Consider the following 20,545-nt stretch of genomic DNA (forward strand, 5'->3'; position numbering starts at 1 on the left):
GTGATACTTACGCACAAAAAAAACCGTACTTGTACATTTTCAAAAATATGTCACTATCACCAAATCTAGCCACTTTCTTCCTATTGTCGAGGCCGGATATCTAATAAGAAAAATACAACCCCCAATAAGGATTAAATCAATGTACGCACTCGCCATTAACGGCAGCCCACGTAAAGGCGGCAACACAGAAATTTTATTGCAGAACGCACTAGCCCCACTAGATGCAAAAGGGTGGGAAACAGAACTTATTCAGGTTGGTGGTAAAAAACTTCGTGGTTGTACCGCATGTAGCAAATGTTTTGAAACCCGGGATAATTCCTGCATTATTAAAAACGATATCTTCAACGAACTATTTGAAAAAATCCTTCGTGCTGACGCTATTATTCTTGGTACACCAACCTACTTCACAGATGTATCCGCTGAACTGAAAGGTCTTCTCGACAGAATGGGGCTTGTTGCCATTGCCAATGGCCGTGCACTGGCCGGAAAAATTGGTGCTGCTGTTGTTGCAGTTCGACGCGGCGGCGCAACCCATGCTTTTGACAGCATTAACCACATGTACCTGATGTCTCAAATGATCGTTCCGGGGTCAATCTACTGGAATTTCGGTGTGGGCCTTGCGCCGGGTGATGTCAAAAACGATGAGGAAGCTATGGCGAATATGGAAAACCTTGGCCAGACTATCCACTGGCTTGGAACTGCTATGCACCCACATAAAGCAACCTTCCCTGTTTCATCTTTTGGCAGACAGGAATAACACTCCGTCTCCATAAAAGAAAAAGCGGCATGTTGAAATTCAACATGCCGCTTTATATTTTTTGCACAACCAGCCGTTCTGTTTCCGGAAACGACACTACAAGGCTTGATATCCAGCTTAGTGGATTAAGCTTCAGTCAGTGCTTCTACACCCGGAAGAGCTTTTCCTTCAAGGAATTCGAGGGAAGCTCCGCCGCCAGTAGAAACATGGGAAACGGCTTCGGAAAGACCAGCTTTCTCAATGGCAGATGCAGAGTCACCGCCACCGATAACGGTGATGCTACCTTTTGTGGTTGCTTCAGCAAGTGCTTCAGCCACAGCAAAAGTACCTTTTGCTGAAGCATCAATTTCAAAAACTCCCATCGGGCCGTTCCATACAACAGTGCCGGACTTTTCGATGATATTTTTGAAAGTTTCCATGGTCTCATGACCAATATCTACAGCCATAAGACCTTCAGTAATGGCATCCTCTGCTACAATTGCTTCGCTGCCGATTTCGCGTGCATCAAAATCGAGCTTATCAGTTACGAGGTAGTCAGAAGGAAGAAGAATTTTTCCTTTGCCAAGCTCAAGAAGTTCTTTAGCTAATGGCAATTTTTCATCTTCACAAAGAGAATTACCAATTTCGCGTCCCATAGCTTTAAGGAACGTACAAGCCATGCCGCCGCCGATAATCAAGTTATCTACTTTAGGCAGAAGTGCTTTAATTACGTCAATTTTACCGGAAATTTTTGCACCGCCAATAATGGCAGTAAATGGACGTTTAGGTTCTGCGAGCGCACCACCGAGGAAATCAAGTTCCTTTTTAAGCAGGTAACCGCATGCACAGGTATCCATGTGATGAGTAATACCTTCGGTAGAAGCATGAGCGCGGTGCGCGGTGCCAAATGCGTCGTTAACGTACAGTTCTGCAAGCTCCGCAAGCTGTTTTGCAAATTCAGGATCGTTGTCAGTTTCAGCTTTGTGGAAACGAAGGTTTTCAAGAAGAAGCACTTCACCGGCAGCAAGTTTTGCCACTGCTTTTTTAGCCACATCACCAACACAATCATCTGCAAAAGCAACAGGCTTGCCCAACAGCTCAGCAAGACGGTCTGCAACAGGTTTAAGGCTCAAAGCTTCAACGCGCTGTCCTTTAGGACGTCCAAGGTGAGACATTAGAATAACTTTTGCGCCCTCATCTACCAAATGGGTGATGGTTGGAAGAGCTGCACGAATGCGTTTATCGTTATCAACTGCACCATCTTTAAGTGGCACGTTGAAGTCTACGCGTACGATTACAGTTTTCTCTTCACAATTGAGATCGTTAATAAAAAGTTTGTTCATATGCTATGCCTCGTAAGGTATGATAATTTTATTGTAAAACCCTCCAGCACGAAATCACTGCGGCTCACCTTATCCAAGGAGAGCCGCAGTGTATACTTCATACTAGAGACTAGTTAGCAGCTACGTGTGCGAGCAGGTCGAGAACTTTACAGGAGTAACCCCATTCGTTGTCGTACCATGAGATAAGCTTAACAAAATTATCATTAAGAGCAATACCAGCGGATGCGTCAAAAATAGAGGTGCAGGATTCACCAACAAAGTCGGTGGAAACTACAGCATCTTCAGTGTATGCGAGAATACCTTTAAGCTCATTTTCAGAAGCTTCTTTAAGAGCTGCTTTGATCTCGTCGTAAGTAGCTGACTTTTCAAGACGACAGGTAAGATCAACTACGGAAACGTCCGGAGTAGGAACACGGAACGCCATACCGGTAAGCTTTCCGTTGAGGGAAGGAATAACTTTACCAACTGCTTTAGCAGCACCGGTAGAGCTAGGAATGATGTTCTGACCAGCACCACGTCCGCCACGCCAGTCTTTGCAGGAAGGACCATCAACGGTTTTCTGAGTAGCAGTGGTTGCGTGAACAGTCGTCATGAGACCTTCCACAATACCGAATGCGTTGTGAACAACATGCGCGAGCGGTGCAAGGCAGTTTGTTGTACAGGAAGCGTTGGAAACAATGTCCTGACCTGCGTAATCTTTGTGGTTAACACCCATAACAAACATTGGGGTGGCATCTTTGGAAGGTGCAGACAGAATAACTTTCTTAGCACCGGCTTTGATGTGACCACGGGCAGATTCGTCAGTAAGGAAGAAGCCGGTAGATTCTACAATACATTCGGCGCCAATTGCATCCCATGCAAGTTTTTCCGGACAACATTCGGAAGATACACGAATGGTTTTACCGTTAACAACAAGGTGACCGTCTACTACTTCTACGGTGCCGTTAAAGCGCCCGTGAGTAGAGTCGTATTTGAGAAGGTACGCGATGTAATTAACATCAATAAGGTCGTTAATACCAACAACTTCAATATCATCACGCTGTGTTGCAGCCCTGAATACAAGGCGGCCTATACGGCCAAAGCCGTTAATACCGATTTTAATCATGGTGTTCTTTTACTTGTGCTAAATGGTTACTTTCATACCGAGACGAGTGTAGCTTCTTTGCACTCTGCAAGATCACTGTAAAACGTATGGGCGAACACGCTTTACCTCGGCACCTATGCCATATGTATCTTCTTCATCATCGAAATTGCCAGCTGCACAAACTCAAATGAACTTCAACTAATACATGACGTAGGTCGCTTGAAAAGAATAGTTCTAGTGATTTTTATAGAGCATTTTTGTTCTTTTTAACAACACAAAATAATGTAAACGGTCTTACTGTCTGTCTAGTGACAAAAGTTTATAAGTTTCCAGAAAACCCCCTAAAAACAAGACTTTTCACTGTAAAGACCCACATAATGTAAGCGGTTCTATGCCCGACGTGCGAATTTTAAAACATAGCACTGCAAACAGTGTAACATATTGTATTTTTAAGCAATACTTATGATATTTATTTTTTTTTGCTTTGCAGAAGTGAAACGGTTTCATAGTGCCAGTTACATACCGGCACTACAAACTATATAAAGAAAGATTGGTATTGTTTTGGAGTGATGGCCAGGCGCTTTTTGAAATTACGCTGGAAATGAGCCTGATCTGCGAAGCCGAGCTGCGCAGATGCGTCTGCAATAGTTTCGCCCTGCTTAAGTAACTTTTTTGCTCGCTTTATACGCTCATCAATCTGCAATGCATGTGGAGAAAGGCCGTAAACTTCTTTAAATTTACGGATAAGATGATAGCGACTTAGTCCGGCATCCATGGCCAAATCATGCAACGAATGATTTGTCGCCAGCTGATCAAATAACTTTTCTCTTACCCTGTGCACACAGGAAGAAGCAATTTTCTGGCACGTGGCAGCAGCCTGATCTTCCTGCCCAAACCAACGTTGAATATACTGTAACAAGTATGTTTCCGCAGCCAGCGGATTAACATCCTGAATTAACACATTGTAAAGCGCGTTGAATCTGGTAAAAAGCGCCTTTTCTGACTCATAGTCTTGTAAAAAACCTTGATAGTCCGTTATATGCTTTTCACATAGTTCCGCCTGAGCAGATCCTATCCACGCAGTATCAACAAAAAGCATCCGGTACGACCATTCTGACGAATCAGGATTACATGAATGCACATCGCCCGGATTAATTGTCACAGTATCTGTTCTATAAACCCGATGTGTTGACTTGCGGTTCTTGTATTTCGCCGTGCCATTATCAATCACGCCGAATGAAAATTCATCATGTGAATGGGTATGATAGCAGACAGAAGAATTCAATGCAGTTCGCACTTCTACAAACGGCAACCCCTTGCATGTACTCAAATAAACAGAACTGTCCTGCTTCATTTTCTACCTCTATCCAACCAGCATACAAATAACAGCCACGCTTAGCAGGGTTCCCATTGTGTGATTAAAACCAGTCTGCCGCTTTGGCGTAGATAAAAACTGTCCGATATATCCACCTAACACGCCCCATACAGAAACGCCAATAAAGCAAAGTATGAAAGAAGCAAAACTAAAAACAATGAAATACAACGTAGCGTCGCCCCGCCCTAATGCGAATAAGCTCACACCGGACATGGCAAAAAACCATGCTTTTGGATTAAGCACTTGTACCAGAAAACCTTCCCAGAAACCGGGAAGAGAATCACCATCCGCATTATGGGTCAGATCAAAGCCTTTTGACATGGCAATCTTATACGCCACGTAGAGTAAAAACGCTCCACCAACTACCTTAAGAAACCATGTAATTTCAGGTAAAATTTGAGAAACCTGCCCGAGACATACACCGCTTATTACAACAACAAGAGTATAAGAAATGGTTGCGCCCAAAATGTAGAGCACTGTTTTTTTATACCCGCCCCTCGCTCCCGTGCTTGCAGCAATAAAATTAACTGGCCCCGGCGTGACAGCTCCGACAAACGTAAAAGCAAACATTGAAGCAAAAATAGACATGTAGCAAGCCCTCCATATGAATTATGAAGTCATACTACATAAAACAACAAAACGAATATTGAACGATATTGCTATCAGTGCGTACTAAGCACGGCAGATGAAAAACAGCGCAACGTAATAACTATCCCTCAGACGTAAATAGAACATACCGTTGAAGTTCTGGAAATACAAAAAAAACAGCAGCATGAAGTATTTCATGCTGCTGAATAAAAAAAAGAGCGTGCTGTTACGTCGAACTTCTTGCCCTTAAAGCCACACAAGTATCAATGTGCTATTTAAAAAACACCGGACGGGATGAGCAACCCAGAATCAGTTCTGTCTGTTCCTTACGGCTCATTGATGTAAATTCACCAATCTTTGTTTTGTAGAATATGCCGCCAAGCGCACACCATACAAGCAATGCTATCCAGGATTCAGAACCGATTGCACCGGGAGACCCGGGGATGGTCAAAAGACAAAGGCAGATGACAGAGCTTAAGGAACCAAGTGCAGCATTGATTTTACCTTTTTTGGAGCCATCTTCAAACGGGTGTGCAGCCATATATTTATACGCTGCAAGACACGAGTAGAGGTACGCCACCACAGTCCCGATTGCAGACATGTCTACAACCCAGTTGAGTACTTCACGACCGAAGAATGGCGCAGAAACTGCGATAACAAGTACGAACAGAATAGCATTATGCGGAGTCTGATGCTTAGGATGAATCTGCGCAAACCATGCTGGAAGCACTTTTGCACGCCCCATACTGAACAGCAAACGGGAAGAAGCAATAAAAAAGCCATTAATACCGGTAAAGATTGCAGCAGAGACGGCAATTGCCAGAATCACACTACCTACGTTACCAAGACTCATTTTCGCTACAGAACCGGTTGCCCACGGGACGTCCAACTGAAGCAACTCCGGATACGGCATAACAACTGCAACAGCTATTGTTACGAGTGCGTATAAAAGCACACCCCATGAAATAGCTGAAAGCATCAAGCGCTGAGCATCCTTATGTGGAAAGTCAAACTCTTCTGCCGCCTGTGGAATGGTATCAAAGCCAACATACAGCCAAGGTGCAATAGCTGTAATCGCCATAACGCTAGCGATAGGCCCTTTATTTTCCGCATATAACGGAAACAGGTTTGAAATAGATGCCGTATCTGTCAGACAGGAACCTGCGAAGAGGGCAAATACTCCTGAAACCAAAGCAAATGCTAAGAAAACTTGTATCTTACCTACAAGATCGGCACCACAATAGTTCAAAAAGCCACAGCCTGCGAGAATAGCAATAAGCATTGCCAATTCACCTGCGTAAACTTTCCAACCTACAATCGTATACAGGTACCCGACCTCAAATACACCCGGTAATAAAAAGCGCGACAATAACGCGAGGGCTGTTGCGTTAAGTGCAATAATACAGATGTATCCAAGAACGAGTGCCCAGCCGCAGATAAACGCTGCGGTCGGCCCGAAACCGATGTAAGCAAAAGTAAATGCGCCTCCTGCTACAGGATACTTGCTCACCATGTTACCATAGCTAATGGCTACAAAGAATAACATCCCTCCACCCAAAACAAATCCGATGCAAGCTGCCAATGGCCCTGCTGAAGGCAAAAAGCGCAATGCAGGCAAAACAAATGCACCCCATCCAAGTATAGCCCCTAATGCTAGAGCCCATGCCTGAGATGGTTTAATAGATTTCTTTAACGATGAAGTGTCGTCTGAATTCGTTGAACTACCACTCATAGTAAGCCTTTCTCCTAAATTAAGAAAATAACCGAAGTCATTTCCAGTTTACCTTTTAACCATAGCGTCGTTACTGGCAGAAGAACTAAATCTTGGGGACAGGTTACATACACCCAATAGCAACGATGAGATTACTCATGCAGAGGGGTTTCTGTTTTATCAAAGGATAGCACAGCACCCATGCCTAAGGTTTTGGTACTCTTTAGGAGCGCCTATCCATATGCATTTCATATGCCAAAAAACACACCAACAACAACCACCTGCTTTAACTATATAAAAAAGAACAGTCTTGTTTCTTCACTCAACTTTGATTCATTTTTGAATTAATCTATGGCCATTTCGAGTCGTTTTAGACTTAGCCTTATCTATACAACATCTAATTAAGAAAAAAAAACACCACAGCGCGGTAAGTGAACCTATTAAAACTCAGCCAGAATCCCTACTCACTGTAGCAATAACCATAATTTTTCGAGCACTAGAGAAAATGACTCATTTATTTTTACTAGTTGGCATATGAATAATTCATTATTGCATCACAGCAACATCTTATTAAAAAAAGCCAAGTGACGAACAAGCAAAACATTGTAAAAAGTGTGCTCAACTCAAAAATATATTTCGTTTTTTAGGGTAGTTAATGAAAATTGCTGACTCACTTCATTTTGTCGAATCACAGCACTCATCAACAAAAGCGCCAGAACATCACGCTTTATTAAAGAGGTCTTTCTGTATCTAACAATATATTCTAATTCAACAAGGCCACCTCTGTTCCGCTTAACCACAGCCAATCGAAGCAGGCACCCACTTCTCACACGATACACCAACATAAAGTAATTCAGCCCCCCCAGCCCCATCAACAGGTGCAAAAAAATTAAAAAAATGCATTTTACCTCTTTACAACGTTAGTGTTTTTGATATTGTTTGGTCGCTCAATCAAGAACAATTTTATTCAACCTCTTTTGCGGAACAAAAGGGAATACAATGAATCTGTTTTTCAATGTTGACGACACTAAGTTCAATGCTGGTTCTACAAAACACGCAACACTGCTCACCATGGCAATTCTAATTACTGCTTTTTCCATCAAAGCACATGCCGTGGGCGCTAATGTTTTGCAACTTGCCCAGTACATTAAGTAAGACAGCGATTACTTAATCAGGCTGACCAACCTCTCCACCATACAGGTCATGCCGACATACCTCCTTCATACAAGAAAGGCCCTGTTTTACAGGGCCTTGTATTGTATGACTTCAGTACCACCCACACAACATTGTTGTTTAAACAACAAACACTCTGAGTAATAGGCACTGCCCATTTCACAGAGTGAATACTTACGTCCTAAAAAAGGTTTATGTATTTCATATTTTCTTTAATTACTCAAAGAGGATATAAAAGCCAATTTAAGTTAACTTTTTAAAATAGATGCGCTTTGCCGAGACTCAACATTTTAAACTGTTTGAAAGCACAACTAGTAAATAGAACTTGAAAACATAAAAAAAAATCTGCAATACTATCCCCAGCATTGTACACAACGTGTCGACATCGTCCTGTTTCTAACTTGCGTGTTACCTCATTCACAAGGAACGATCCGTCAACACAGTACCAAGGGGAAACGTTATGAACCGCTGGTTACGGATTCTGCTCGAGTTACTGCCGCTTCAGGTATTTGCATTTTCTTTTCGATATGTTGATGTATCCCACCCCGGCAGTTGGATGATGCCATTTTATGTGGCAGCAATAACCGCTCTGGTGACACTTGGCGTTTTTCTGAAAAAAAAGGCTATTCCGGATCCCGTAATTGTCGGGATTGATATGTATATTTTACTGAGCGCTGCATTGCTTAGTGGAGGCACCGCTGGTTTTCCGGTTCTGCTTGCGGATTTAAAGGCTGCTGGAATTCTTGGTGTAGTTTTTCTGGTTTCTCTCTTTTTGTACGGGACTAAGCCGCAATGGCTGCTTGTATCCCATGACAAGGTACCGGAAAAATTTGCTCAAATTCAGCTTGCAGTAACAGCTGTATGTTTTGTTGTATCTTTTGTTTTCCGTGAAAACATTTTTGTTTCCGGATTAATTATGCTCGGAGTCCTGTATCTTGCACGGCAAATGCTGTGCGACCAGCTTTCAAAGTTTGGTTTTGCAGAACAGGCTCTGTAGCCTCGACAAAAAACGGCAAAGCATTGCTGTATGCGTAATAGATAGAAAATTTCAATGCGGGGAGGCGCTATGCGCCTCCATCGCATTGCGAATAATCTAGTAGATTGCGTGCAAGTACGGAATAAGTCCGTACACAAGGGTACCCAAAACAAGTACATAGCCACAGCAAACAACGATGGTCTTATTCATAATACGACCTTCGCTACCGGTAATACCGGTTGCTGCTGTTGCAATGGCAATAGATTGTGGAGAGATCATTTTACCTGCTGTAGCACCAGCTGCGGAAGCTGAAACCAGCCAGGCCTGATCTACACCAATCTTTGCTGCAACCTGCATCTGCAACTGCCCGAAGAGCACATTTGAAGATGTATCGGAGCCTGTGACAAAGGTACCAAGCGCACCCACCATTGGAGAGATGAATGGGTAGAAGGAGCCGGTAAGCTCGGCAATGACCATTGCAATGGTGTTAATCATACCACTGTAGGACATTACCTTCGCAAGCGCGACAATGGCCACTACTGTGATAGCAGACTTGGTGAGCTGCTTTGCAGTATTGGCCAGAATTTTTGTGATTTCTGCAATTGAGACGCCCTGAATCAAACCACCCACGTATGTGGCGAGAATGATGAGAACCCCCGGAGTGGCAACCCACTTAATAGTGAACGGTTTATCACCGTAAATAGTGATAACAGACTTAAGGGAGCCAGCCGCGTCTTTAATTGCTGGAAATAAGTTACTGCAAAGAACAATGAACGTGAGGATTAACATGTAAGGAACCCACGCCAAAAACTTGCTCTTTGCAGTAAGAGCTTCTTCCGCTTCGGCTGCGGTGCTGCGATGTGCCATACGGGTGTATGCTATGGTTGCCGCCATACTACAGATACTACCGACAAGACACGGAAGTTCTGCACCCATAAATTTGGCAACATACAGCTGCGGAAGGGCGAAGCTAAAACCGGAAACAAGACAAGCGCCAATAACGCCTTTCAAACCTTTGAAGCCATCAACAAGGCCGACGACCAGAAAGGTAATAAGAACAATGAATACAGAGAGCTGGAGTGCTGTGAGATAGCTTACAATCTCAACAGGGATACCGGTTACGCTCGCCATTGTAGTAATTGGAATACCAATTGCGCCGAAAGCTGTCGGCACGGTATTGGCTACCAGACAAATCACAGCTGCATGCATAGGTGCAAACCCCATTGCAGCAAGGATACTTGCAGGAATTGCTACCGCGGTACCGTAGCCTGCTACACCTTCAAGAAAACCGCCAAAGCCCCATGCTACAATAAGCACGAGTAAACGGCGATCTGTGGTGATGCTGGAAAGCATTTTAGTAATTACGCTCATGCTGCCAGTCTGGGTAGACAAGTTGTATGTAAATACTGCAGCAATAATAACGATCATAATAGGCCAAAGTGCTAAAGCACCACCTTCGGCAGCAGCAGAAACAGCTTTAAATGCCGGCATGTGCCATTCACCGAATACAGCAATAGCAAGCGTTGCAACTAAAGTTGCAGTACAAGTTTTATGTGCTGGGAGCTTGAGAACAACAAGCGAAAAGATAAGCCACGCAATTGGCAGCAACGCCAATAGAAAAGACAAGTATTCCATCACAGGTCCTAGTTCAGGTATGTGTAGGTAGAGACCAGGCCAACGGAACGCTACCTACATGTGTCTAACTCTCTGTCATACTGCCTGGCTGTACCAGAGCTCAGGCAGTATGACAGTCCACCACCCTTTTTGTGCAGGAAAAGGCAACATCCTGCATAAGGGCCCACAGAGTTGTTACTCAACATGATTGGTTGAGCAATCAACCGGATGAATTATCACGATGTAAAGATTTAGCAAAGCCCTCCATCACCCTATTATACTGAAGTGCGTGCTATATTTTCAGATGTGATATTGTACAAATAAGAACATACGCTGCATTAAACGAAACTGTTCTTACATTTTTTGGCAACACTGCACTCTAACAACTCTTGCTATTTTCCCAAAAAACACTACGTAACAAAAACAGATAATATTTTAAAAATATTATCTATTTTTGTATTTCACCTTTTCCTTTCACTTTCTTCCTGATTATTTTTTCTTTCTTATCATGATATGTTATGCTGTAAATTAATTTTACCTTGCTTTCGAGTTTGTACATTTATTCATATAATATTTTTTGCAGGAAAATTTTTTGTACAAAAACAAAGTCGCACGTAAAAAGCACCTTGTAGACAGTTTCAACATTTTTCTACCGCCACAAGACAACTATTAACATACTTATTTTATTAACTTATATTTTAAAATAAATGTTCGACACCTCATTTTTTCGTAATTCCATTTTTTTTTACGTTGACATAGGCAGCGTGAATATTTAAAAAAAAGCATATTGATTGAGCAATCAATTTGTTCTGGTACCAAAGTAACTATTCCGCAGGTTACTTTCATGCACCACCATTCATGCTGGTACCTTCTAAATAAATTTTTAGAATTAGAACGCTCTTCACTCGTGTGCCTCCCTCTCACCAAGGGAGGCACACTTATTTTCCCCTTAGCATACCCCCCCCAAAAAAAAAGACCACACTTGTGGTCTTAGACTATGACTAAAAAAGCAGCCGCGTATACGCGGCTGCTTTTTTACCTATCGAAACTAGCTATTATATAAAAATAATATCGAAAAGAATACGCAAGGCCACCAGAAAAAGAATCACTCCCAAAAACTTTTTCACCGCTGACGGCGGCATCCGCTTATGCATAACACTAGTCCCCAAATACCCGCCAAGACAGGCCGCTACACCGGCAACTATCCATATGTCCCAAGCAACTGAGCCCATAAGGGCGTACGTCGCAAATCCGGCTACAGAAGAAAATGGTACTGCAAATGCCGTAATGGCAGCAATTTTTTTAGGATTAAACCCTTGCAAAATAAGTAAGGGAGAAATAAGTCCACCGCCTCCGACCCCTAGCAAACCAGAGCAAAATCCTGCAAGAACTCCGACAAAAGCAGGTCCGACAAAAGGATGATCCTCGCGATATTCCACCTCTCCTTTCATTCCCTTAAAGAACAACATCATGAAAGACGCAAACATCAGAAAAAGAACAAGGGCGATCATAATATACTGCGTGGGAAAAAAGTGGCCGCTCCATGCACCAATAGGTGCCATGACCAAAGAGGTCACAATGACTGGAAGACCTAATTTAAAGTCAACCCTACCGCCTTTAATGTTCGAATAGGTTGCTCCCCCCATACTTAATGTATTGATGAACAGCCCAGTCGGACGTGCAATATTAAAGGGAACACCAATCCATGTCAGTACAGGAATAATTGCCGCAGCAGACCCAATGCCACCTAGCGCAAACACAAAGCTAAAACTAAATGACAAAACAAATACGAGTACAATAAGTAAATTCATAACTATATGCCTTAGTTGTATTTTTTAGGAACAGTATCACGCTTTTCTCTGTAATGCACTGCTTCTAAAACCTACAAATAAGCTCTTGAATGTTGTTACATAAAACAAACCACTCAACACGGCTACGTTTGCTCTGTACTATTATCTCTATCTTTTAGAACAATTATCTCAGCGGGTAAGGGTTATTTATTTACCTCATAACACAAATTTTTTTTCAATAGACATCAAGGACATAATACAAAGACCAGACAATAACCCGTTACAAGAATCTTCTATAACTATTTGCTATTATTGCTTTTTATGCAAAAAGAACGAAAACATTAATAAAAAAACATGAACTGTCCCTCTGCGAATAATGCAAGTATTTTCCTTTACGTAACCAAATGCCCGTCCTTAAAATATTTCAACTAATTGTTTTTACGAAATAAACGATGTATGTCTGAATATATTTCTTTTGTTTGCGCAAAACACCATACCATCTCTTGCATACTACAGCCGCTAATCACACAGAGATATGCTTCACATTGCGCCTTGCCAGCCAGAGCAACTACATTCCGGAGAATAGGGGGGGATGGGTTGTGCATATTGCACTTATTTCTGGGGAGTTAGTTCATGGATCAAATGTTTTATCAAACTCTGCTCAACTCTATTACAGACGGCATCTACTTTATTGATGCAAAACGTCACATTACGTATTGGAACAAGGCAGCAGAAAGACTTAGCGGATACACAGCAGATGAAGTGATGGGGGAACTGTGTTCAAACAACCTGTTACGCCATGAAGACGAAAACGGATGCTCTCTGTGTAAAAAGGGATGTCCGCTAACAACGGCACTAAGCAACAGCGAGGCAAGACACAAGAAAGTATATATGCGCCACAAACTTGGGCATAAAGTTCCTGTGACGGTACAAGCTTCACCAATACTTGATTCCAAAGGAACTATTATCGGCGCTGTTGAAGTTTTTGCAGAAATTAATGAATCCGTTAATATCCGCAAAGAAATGGAGCTACTCCGCAAAGAAGTTTTAACGGACAAACTCACCGGCATAGGTAACCGGCGTTATGCAGAAATAACTATGCGTAACCTCGACCATGCTATGGAGCAAAATCTAGCCCCGTTTGGTGTCCTGTTTATTGATATCGACGATTTTAAATTGGTAAACGACACCTTTGGGCACCATACCGGAGACAAAGTTATTCAGATGGTCGCACAGACTTTAACAAAGTCATTACGCTTTCTGGACGTCATCTGCCGATGGGGTGGGGAAGAATTTGTAGTTTTTGTGCCAAACACAACGCTCGATAACCTGACAAAGATGGCAGAACGCTTGCGTCGTCTGGTACAGCACTCATGGCTTCTGCATAATAATCAACGAGTCAGTGTCACCGCCTCATTCGGTGGAGCTATTTCACAACACAATGAATGCTGCCGCGCTGTTCTGGCCCGCGCAGACAACCAACTATATCTCAGCAAACATGCAGGGCGCAATCGAACTTACATAGACATCATTAATGAAGAAGCTGAACTATGCCGCAACGCTTAACTATTTATTAATTCAGCACAGCAACTCGTATTCACCATGAGATAAAATCCCCCACACCAGTTGCTTTACGTATAAAAGCGTACAGGCGCATCCTGAACAAAGGATACCAACGGTCTTCAGTGTCCTAGAGATACACAAAAAAGGCCTACAAAACTTGTTGCACCTAAAAAGGCGCCGCCCTCTTCTGTGCAGCTTTTTTTCCCACACATCATCATTTTGAATAAAGAAGTAATAAAACCAAATAGATCTATCGGAAAAAAGATATTAGACGGTTCCCAAAAGGAACTACTGCGTGTCGCATGCGAAACAGCCCACCAGCATCACGAGAGCTGGGACGGCAACGGATACCCCAGTGGTTTACATGAACACGCAATCAGCATTTTTTGCGCGGATCACTATGCTGGCTGATGTCTACGATGCGCTTTGCTCAAAACGTTGCTACAAGGAGCCGTGGCATCAGGAGCGTATTTTTGAATATATTATGTCCGAGCGAGCAAAAGCGTTCGACCCGATTCTTGTCGATATCTTCACCAAGCACGAAAAAGACATCCATCAAATTCGCGAACGTTACCTAAACACACCGAATTTTCATCAACAGAATTTTTTGAAAAATTAAAAAAAAGCCGAAAAATGTATTAATACACTTTTCGGCTTTATTACTTCACAACATACTATATTTGTTAAGAACTTCTAAAAAAAAATCATGACCCGACAGACTGAATTATTTCCCGTAACCGTCCTGCCATAAGCGAAAGCTCTCGAACTCCGTCTGAAGCGAGTACAATCTCGTCTGCTGACTGTTCAGAGATTGTCCGTACTTCGTCTACTGAACGGTTAATATGATCACTCGTCGCAGCCTGTTCCTCTGCTGCTGTCGCAATTGCCTGCACCTGATCCGTTGAATCATTTACCAGTTCAACAATAACGTCGAGCACTTCACCTGAGGCGCCGGAAAGCTCTCTGGAACGGGCTACAGCCGTGGTTGCAGCTTCTACACTTTCAAGATTACGCTGCGCACCAGCCTGAATTGCATCAATGGCTTCACCTACTTCCTTTGTTGCCTGCATGGTTTTTTCTGCAAGCTTACGGACTTCATCCGCAACTACAGCGAACCCTCGACCAGCGTCCCCGGCCCGCGCTGCTTCAATCGCTGCATTTAACGCAAGTAAGTTTGTCTGATCTGCAATATCAGTAATGACATTCATAACCGTACCGATACCTTCAGCCTGCTGGCCTAACGAGGCCATATCATCATGTAATTGCCGTGATAAACGGGCTACATCATCAATAGCTTCAATAGCCTGTCCGACAACTTTAAAGCCCTGTTCTGCTTTGTCACGGGCAGAGGTGGCCTGTTCGGCAGCGTTTGAAGCATTCTGCGCAACTTCAGTCACGGCTACATTCATCTGCTCCATCGCAGCGGCTGTCTCCATAGCGCGCTCAGTTTGACGAGACACGGCGAGGCTTGTTCCTTCCATCTGCGTGGCAATCTCCTGCGCAACTCGTGCGACCTCATGGGAAACACCTTCAGAATCGCGTACAGCAATAGCAATCTGCTCATTTGTTTTCAGAATTTCTTCCTCACGCTGGCGCAAAGCGGTTAAATCCTGATAAATGCAAAGCGCCCCCATCAACTCACCATTCAAGTCAAACAGGGGGGAGGCATTAATAAAAATTTTTCGCTGCCCGCCCTTACGTCCTGTAAGAATGACTTCACGCTTTGTGACAATATGTTTTTCAAGACTATCTGCCAAAACCGTACGACGGGAAGCATCCCCATAGAAAAAGTACGCTACATTCTGTCCATAATAATCTTCCGGCTTTCCTTCCTGCTCAAGGATGGTAAGCAGAGAATCGTTGGTATAGGTCAAAACTTCATTTGTATCGACAACGACAAAAGGAGTGTCAATACCGGTAAGCACTCCCTGAGCAAAGCCAAGCCGATGCTTCAGGCTGGCAAACATTGTCTCAATGTCCTGCTCCACAGCCGCAAGGTCCGCAACTGTCGAAGAAGGAAAAACAACCGAAAAGTCTCCGTCACAAACCTGTTTACTTTTAGTCCGGATAACGCTGAATGCAGTACGCAGCGTACTTATCGTTATAAAAACCAGCGGCAATACTAACAAGGTAAACAAGCCGACTGTCACCAACAACGCAGTGCCAACACACCCCATTGAAACAGTGGCACCATCGGAACCGGAATATAAAAAAGCATACCCAACCCCAAGCGATATCAGCGCACTTGCGGCAATTAAGAAAACCTGCAACTTCAGGGAAAATCTTCCCATTACCCCCTCCTTACAATATCAACACACGGTGCATGCATACAAAATAGTCATGACAATACGATCCTCAACAGTCGTATTCCTCATACATCAAAACTTTATTGTTGCGTAGCGGAACAGGGCATACAAAAAACACCCTTACGCAATTACCTATTCGTCAATTTAGCACAAACCAATATAATATAATAAAAGAATATAACGGGGCTCAACCACACTTTGTAAAATGAGCACCTTACTTTTCATTATGCTGCTCATCCTAAAATGGTAGAAGCATACTTGTTAACAAAGGCCGAAAGCCCCTCTTTCTACGCAGCACCCTGCACACAAAACAAAAAAGCAGCAGCATGAAAAAACATGCTGCTGCTTATATTTTCAAATAGCTTTCGCTACTTAGATGCGCTTACGCGCACTTGTAAGAATAAATCTTACATTACCTATTGCTTTCGGATTAAAGAGTTATGCTGAGCCGAAAGCAGGTGGGCAATCAGACTTATAATACGTCTTCAACCGGAGTGTATTCGAGGCCGAATGCATCACAAACAGCTTTGAATGTAAGTTTGCCTTCGTGAACGTTAAGACCCAGTTTAAGAGCTTCGTTTTCCTGACAAGCTTTCTTCCAACCTTTGTTAGCAAGCTCGAGAGCGTAAGGAAGAGTTGCGTTAGTAAGAGCCATGGTGGAAGTTGCTGGAACTGCACCAGGGATGTTAGCTACGCAGTAGTGAACTACGCCTTCTACTTCGTAAGTTGGGTTTTCGTGAGTGGTAGCTTTAGAAGTTTCGAAGCAACCACCCTGGTCGATAGCAACGTCAACGAGTGCTGCGCCTTTTTTCATGAGTTTGAGGTCTTCACGAGTAATTACGGAAGGAGCTTTTGCACCAGGAATAAGAACTGCACCTACAACGAGGTCCATTTCTGGAAGCATGCTCTGGATCGTGCCTTTGGAAGACATGAGAGTAGTGCAGTTAGCTGGCATTACGTCGTCGAGGTAACGGAGACGATCAAGGTTGATGTCCATGAGGTAAACCTGTGCGCCAAGGCCACAAGCCATTTTAGCAGCCTGAACACCTACAACGCCGCCACCGATAACCATAACTTTAGCTGGTTCTACACCAGGTACGCCACCGAGGAGTTTACCGAGGCCACCGTTGGTGGATTCGAGAGCTTTTGCACCCTGCTGAATAGCCATACGGCCAGCAACTTCAGACATAGGAGTAAGAAGTGGAAGGGAACGGTCAGCTTTCTGAACGGTTTCGTATGCGATGCAAGTTGCGCCGGATTCCATAAGACCTTTGGTCTGTGGCTCGTCAGCAGCAAGATGAAGGTAAGTAAAGAGGATCTGGCCTTTACGGAGCATACCGTATTCGGAAGGCTGTGGTTCTTTAACGTGCATTACCATTTCAGCTTTGTCGCAGATTTCCTGCGGGGTATCGATGATGGTTGCACCAGCAGCTACGTATTCTTCATCAGAAAAACCGGAACCGACACCAGCGCTTTTCTCAACGAGGATTTCATGACCGTGTGCTACCATGGTGGTAACGCCAGCAGGGGTCATACAAACGCGGTTTTCTTTAACTTTAATCTCTTTAAGTACACCTACGATCATTGTCTTATCTCCTAAGAATATCGTGTTATTTTACTTATGCAGAAATAGATGCAAAGGATTTATCAAGTGCATCAATAATTTCATCAATTTCAGATTTACCAGCAATCAGTGCAGGGCTGAAACAAAGAGTGTTGTTGAACTCTTTAAAAGAGCGGTTTGTGCGGCCGATGATAACACCTTCTTTCCCACAATTGCCAGCAACACCAGCTGCAACAGATTCGTCCACAGGTTCTTTGGTAGCACGGTCTTTAACGAGCTCAAGCCCCTGGAAGAGACCTTTACCGCGAACGTCGCCGATAATGGAGTACTTGTCTTTCAGTTCAAAGAGACGATCCTGGAAATAGTCACCCATTTTGACGACGTTGTCGAGCAGGTTTTCGCGAATGATAATTTCCATGTTAGCGAGTGCTGCAGCAGGACCAGCAGTACAACCACCGAAGGTGGAAATATCGCGGAAGTAATGCATACGATCGGAAGGATCCGCTTTAAACTGATCAAAAACTTTTTCAGTGGTTACGGTACAGGAAATACCTGCGTAACCGGATGCAACACCTTTCGCCATGGTTACCATGTCCGGGGTGAAGTCAAAATGCTGGTAACCAAACCATTTACCGGTACGACCAAGACCGCATACAACTTCGTCAATGTGAAGAAGAACGTCGTAACGATCACAAATTTCACGGATAATCGGGAAGTACTCAGGTACAGGAACGATTACGCCACCACCAGCAGTGATCGGTTCAAGAACTACACCGCCAACGTTTTCAGGTCCTTCATTCTGAATGAGAGACTCAAGAGCGTGAGCACATTCAATGTCACAGCTACCGTATTCTTTACCGAATGGACAACGGTAACAGTTACAGTTTGCGAGTTCTACAAAGCCAGGAGCAAACGGACCGTACTGGTTTTTACGTTCAAACTGTCCAGTGGAGGAAAGAGCACCAATGGTAGTGCCGTGGTAGTCACGATCACGGAACACGATTTTGTGTTTAGAGCCGTCACCTTTAAGGTGTGCGAGCTGACGTACGATTTTGTATGCTTTTTCGTTAGCTTCAGAACCGGAGTTAGAATAGTAAACACGGCCCATGCCAGGCATTTTATCAAGAAGAGCTTCAGCGAACTGTGCACCCGGAATGCTACCGGCGGAACCAGCAAAGTAACAAAGCTTTTTAAGCTGTTCATAAACTGCTTTTGCAATTTCTTCACGGCCGTAGCCTACGTTAACAGTCCAAACGCCACCGGAAACAGCGTCGAGGAACACTTTGCCGTTTGCGTCTTTGATACGCATGCCTTCACCTTCAACAACAACCATCGGGTTTGCGTCACCGTCGAATGGTTTGTGCTGGGTGAGATGATGCCAACAATTTTCTTTATCCTGCTGTACAGCTTTTGTAATTTCTGCATTGCTCATTTTTTTACCCTTCTACTAGATCAAAGTATAATAAAATAAAATATAATAAACATTTAAGAGGGGGGAACCCCTTAGTCGCGACGGTGATAACGGCTCCGGCGCTGCTAAGGGGACCCCTATGCGCTAAAATGTTTTCTGCAAATGGTCGAGAAGCTGTTTCTCAGTGCACTGGCGTGGATTGTTGTCCATAAGACGTTTTGCAGCCATTGCTCGAGTTGCGATACCTTCAAGATCAGATTCCTGCACACCGTAAGGAGCGAGACCTACTTTAATGTCGAGGTCTTCGAGCATTGCGATAAATGCCTCTGCACAACCTTCTGCACGTTCCAAAACAGGACCGAAAGTATCTTCGCCGTTAAGGATGTCAGCAACGATTGCATATTTCTCAGGATTAGCCATATAGTTGAAGCTAATACCTACAGGTGCGAAACATGCCATCAGGAGGCCATGAGGAAGCTTATATTTGGCAGGAACAGAAGTACCTACTGCGTGGATAACACCGTTCTGAGTGTTACCGAAGCCAAGACCTGCGAGAGCGGAACCGTAAAGCATTGCTTCACGTGCTTCGAGGTTAGAACCGTTGGTGTATGCTTTGCGAATATTCGCAGCAATCAACTTCATAGCTGCAAGGTTCTGAGCATCGGTAAATGGAGTAGCACGCAGACCTACGAAAGATTCCATTGCGTGAACGAATGCGTCTACACCAGTCATTGCGGTAACGTGAGCTGGAAGACCGGTAGTGATAGCTGGATCGAGGATAACAGCATCAGCGTACAGATAATCACTCACAACACCCATTTTCGCACCAGTTTCGTTGTTGGTCAGTACAGAAATGGAAGTCATTTCAGAACCAGTGCCCGCAGTGGTAGGAATTGCGATCATTGGCATACAAGGACCAGGAACAACGTTTACGCCGAAGTACTTGGAAATAGGACCTTCGTGTACTGCGAGAACAGAAGCTGCTTTTGCAGTATCAAGAGCACTACCACCACCGAAACCGATGATAACGTCAGCTTTGAATTCGGTTGCTGCGCTGGCGCAATCCTGGATAGAGTCAGCATTTGGCTCGAGCTCTGCTTTTGCATAGAGAACAAATTCAATGCCTGCAGTTTCGAGAGCTTCTTCTACCGGCTTATGAAGGCCGAGAGATGCAAGACCCGGGTCAGTTACGATAATTGCACGCTTACCACCGAGATTTTTAACTTCATCGCCAGCCTGTGCAATAGAACCTACGCCGTGTACAGTTTTGCTTACTGAATGGAATGTGTGATGCATCACTTTCTATCCTTT

Annotated in this window: 17 protein-coding genes; 6 read left to right on the plus strand and 11 right to left on the minus strand. The window is 43.8% G+C overall.

Annotated features, from left to right (window positions below; all coding sequences use genetic code 11):
• The first annotated feature begins 139 nt into the window (after positions 1 to 139).
• Positions 140 to 757: a flavodoxin family protein gene (locus F461_RS0108700; protein ID WP_020000768.1), complete on the plus strand. Its 618-nt coding sequence runs from the start codon at positions 140 to 142 to the stop codon at positions 755 to 757.
• Between the two features lie 125 nt (positions 758 to 882).
• Here the strand turns inward: F461_RS0108700 and F461_RS0108705 are convergent, their stop codons facing one another.
• From F461_RS0108705 to F461_RS0108725, 5 genes are all read right to left on the minus strand, one after another.
• The gene (locus F461_RS0108705) at positions 883 to 2,079 is read right to left on the minus strand and encodes a phosphoglycerate kinase (RefSeq protein ID WP_020000769.1); all 1,197 of its coding nucleotides are present in this window, start codon (positions 2,077 to 2,079) and stop codon (positions 883 to 885) included.
• Positions 2,080 to 2,188: 109 nt separating this feature from the next.
• Positions 2,189 to 3,184: a type I glyceraldehyde-3-phosphate dehydrogenase gene (gene gap / locus F461_RS0108710; protein ID WP_020000770.1), complete on the minus strand. Its 996-nt coding sequence runs from the start codon at positions 3,182 to 3,184 to the stop codon at positions 2,189 to 2,191.
• Between the two features lie 514 nt (positions 3,185 to 3,698).
• On the minus strand, positions 3,699 to 4,517 hold the full coding sequence (locus tag F461_RS0108715; protein WP_020000771.1) for a helix-turn-helix domain-containing protein: 819 nt from the start codon (positions 4,515 to 4,517) through the stop codon (positions 3,699 to 3,701).
• A gap of 9 nt (positions 4,518 to 4,526) precedes the next feature.
• A complete protein-coding gene (locus F461_RS0108720; protein ID WP_020000772.1) occupies positions 4,527 to 5,126 on the minus strand; it encodes a LysE family translocator in 600 nt (199 codons plus the stop codon).
• Positions 5,127 to 5,397: 271 nt separating this feature from the next.
• Positions 5,398 to 6,858, minus strand: a complete 1,461-nt coding sequence (locus F461_RS0108725) for an APC family permease (RefSeq protein WP_020000773.1) — start codon at positions 6,856 to 6,858, stop codon at positions 5,398 to 5,400.
• Positions 6,859 to 7,836: 978 nt separating this feature from the next.
• On the opposite strand from F461_RS0108725, the gene F461_RS19180 reads away from it, so the two are divergent.
• Positions 7,837 to 7,992, plus strand: a complete 156-nt coding sequence (locus tag F461_RS19180) for a hypothetical protein (RefSeq protein WP_020000774.1) — start codon at positions 7,837 to 7,839, stop codon at positions 7,990 to 7,992.
• 478 nt (positions 7,993 to 8,470) lie between these two features.
• Entirely contained in the window at positions 8,471 to 9,007 is a 537-nt protein-coding gene (locus tag F461_RS0108735) for a hypothetical protein (protein WP_020000775.1), read from the plus strand.
• A gap of 96 nt (positions 9,008 to 9,103) precedes the next feature.
• On the opposite strand, the gene F461_RS0108740 is transcribed toward F461_RS0108735, so the two are convergent.
• Together F461_RS0108740 and F461_RS0108745 are read right to left on the minus strand one after the other, a co-directional pair.
• Complete coding sequence (locus F461_RS0108740; protein WP_020000776.1) at positions 9,104 to 10,621, minus strand: L-lactate permease; 1,518 nt, start codon at positions 10,619 to 10,621, stop codon at positions 9,104 to 9,106.
• A gap of 1,034 nt (positions 10,622 to 11,655) precedes the next feature.
• Positions 11,656 to 12,411 (minus strand): sulfite exporter TauE/SafE family protein, encoded by a 756-nt coding sequence (locus F461_RS0108745; RefSeq protein ID WP_020000777.1) that lies wholly within the window; start codon positions 12,409 to 12,411, stop codon positions 11,656 to 11,658.
• Between the two features lie 612 nt (positions 12,412 to 13,023).
• Between F461_RS0108745 and F461_RS0108750 the strand changes: the two genes are divergently transcribed.
• The 3 genes from F461_RS0108750 (at position 13,024) to F461_RS0108755 (ending at position 14,572) form a co-directional block, all read left to right on the plus strand.
• Positions 13,024 to 13,956 carry a diguanylate cyclase gene (locus F461_RS0108750; RefSeq protein ID WP_020000778.1) on the plus strand — a complete coding sequence of 311 codons (933 nt, stop codon included), beginning with the start codon at positions 13,024 to 13,026 and terminating at the stop codon, positions 13,954 to 13,956.
• Positions 13,957 to 14,142: 186 nt separating this feature from the next.
• On the plus strand, positions 14,143 to 14,364 hold the full coding sequence (locus tag F461_RS19650; RefSeq protein WP_073020977.1) for an HD domain-containing phosphohydrolase: 222 nt from the start codon (positions 14,143 to 14,145) through the stop codon (positions 14,362 to 14,364).
• Positions 14,318 to 14,572, plus strand: coding sequence for an HD-GYP domain-containing protein (locus tag F461_RS0108755; protein ID WP_155881388.1), 255 nt, complete (start codon positions 14,318 to 14,320; stop codon positions 14,570 to 14,572). Before F461_RS19650 ends, F461_RS0108755 begins: the two co-directional genes overlap by 47 nt.
• Before the next feature lie 85 nt (positions 14,573 to 14,657).
• On the opposite strand, the gene F461_RS0108760 is transcribed toward F461_RS0108755, so the two are convergent.
• The 4 genes from F461_RS0108760 to sarD form a co-directional block, all read right to left on the minus strand.
• Positions 14,658 to 16,244: a methyl-accepting chemotaxis protein gene (locus F461_RS0108760; RefSeq protein WP_020000779.1), complete on the minus strand. Its 1,587-nt coding sequence runs from the start codon at positions 16,242 to 16,244 to the stop codon at positions 14,658 to 14,660.
• A 487-nt stretch (positions 16,245 to 16,731) separates the two neighbouring features.
• Positions 16,732 to 17,844, minus strand: coding sequence for an alanine dehydrogenase (gene ald, locus F461_RS0108765; protein ID WP_020000780.1), 1,113 nt, complete (start codon positions 17,842 to 17,844; stop codon positions 16,732 to 16,734).
• A gap of 34 nt (positions 17,845 to 17,878) precedes the next feature.
• A complete protein-coding gene (locus F461_RS0108770; RefSeq protein ID WP_020000781.1) occupies positions 17,879 to 19,255 on the minus strand; it encodes an aminotransferase family protein in 1,377 nt (458 codons plus the stop codon).
• 123 nt (positions 19,256 to 19,378) lie between these two features.
• Complete coding sequence (gene sarD / locus F461_RS0108775) at positions 19,379 to 20,530, minus strand: sulfoacetaldehyde reductase (protein WP_020000782.1); 1,152 nt, start codon at positions 20,528 to 20,530, stop codon at positions 19,379 to 19,381.
• Between the last annotated feature and the right edge of the window lie 15 nt (positions 20,531 to 20,545).

The organism is Halodesulfovibrio aestuarii DSM 17919 = ATCC 29578, from assembly GCF_000384815.1.
Lineage (GTDB): Bacteria > Desulfobacterota > Desulfovibrionia > Desulfovibrionales > Desulfovibrionaceae > Halodesulfovibrio > Halodesulfovibrio aestuarii.

Bases quoted from the DNA above. Each gene is read 5' to 3' on its own strand.
- F461_RS0108740 (WP_020000776.1), bottom strand. From the start codon at position 10,621: ATGGAATACTTGTCTTTTCTATTGGCGTTGCTGCCAATTGCGTGGCTT.
- F461_RS0108750 (WP_020000778.1), top strand. From the start codon at position 13,024: ATGGATCAAATGTTTTATCAAACTCTGCTCAACTCTATTACAGACGGC.
- F461_RS0108720 (WP_020000772.1), bottom strand. From the start codon at position 5,126: ATGTCTATTTTTGCTTCAATGTTTGCTTTTACGTTTGTCGGAGCTGTC.
- F461_RS0108745 (WP_020000777.1), bottom strand. From the start codon at position 12,411: ATGAATTTACTTATTGTACTCGTATTTGTTTTGTCATTTAGTTTTAGC.
- F461_RS0108760 (WP_020000779.1), bottom strand. From the start codon at position 16,244: ATGGGAAGATTTTCCCTGAAGTTGCAGGTTTTCTTAATTGCCGCAAGT.
- ald (WP_020000780.1), bottom strand. From the start codon at position 17,844: ATGATCGTAGGTGTACTTAAAGAGATTAAAGTTAAAGAAAACCGCGTT.
- F461_RS0108735 (WP_020000775.1), top strand. From the start codon at position 8,471: ATGAACCGCTGGTTACGGATTCTGCTCGAGTTACTGCCGCTTCAGGTA.
- F461_RS0108705 (WP_020000769.1), bottom strand. From the start codon at position 2,079: ATGAACAAACTTTTTATTAACGATCTCAATTGTGAAGAGAAAACTGTA.
- F461_RS0108725 (WP_020000773.1), bottom strand. From the start codon at position 6,858: ATGAGTGGTAGTTCAACGAATTCAGACGACACTTCATCGTTAAAGAAA.
- F461_RS19180 (WP_020000774.1), top strand. From the start codon at position 7,837: ATGAATCTGTTTTTCAATGTTGACGACACTAAGTTCAATGCTGGTTCT.
- F461_RS0108715 (WP_020000771.1), bottom strand. From the start codon at position 4,517: ATGAAGCAGGACAGTTCTGTTTATTTGAGTACATGCAAGGGGTTGCCG.
- F461_RS0108700 (WP_020000768.1), top strand. From the start codon at position 140: ATGTACGCACTCGCCATTAACGGCAGCCCACGTAAAGGCGGCAACACA.
- sarD (WP_020000782.1), bottom strand. From the start codon at position 20,530: ATGCATCACACATTCCATTCAGTAAGCAAAACTGTACACGGCGTAGGT.
- F461_RS0108755 (WP_155881388.1), top strand. From the start codon at position 14,318: ATGAACACGCAATCAGCATTTTTTGCGCGGATCACTATGCTGGCTGAT.
- F461_RS0108770 (WP_020000781.1), bottom strand. From the start codon at position 19,255: ATGAGCAATGCAGAAATTACAAAAGCTGTACAGCAGGATAAAGAAAAT.
- gap (WP_020000770.1), bottom strand. From the start codon at position 3,184: ATGATTAAAATCGGTATTAACGGCTTTGGCCGTATAGGCCGCCTTGTA.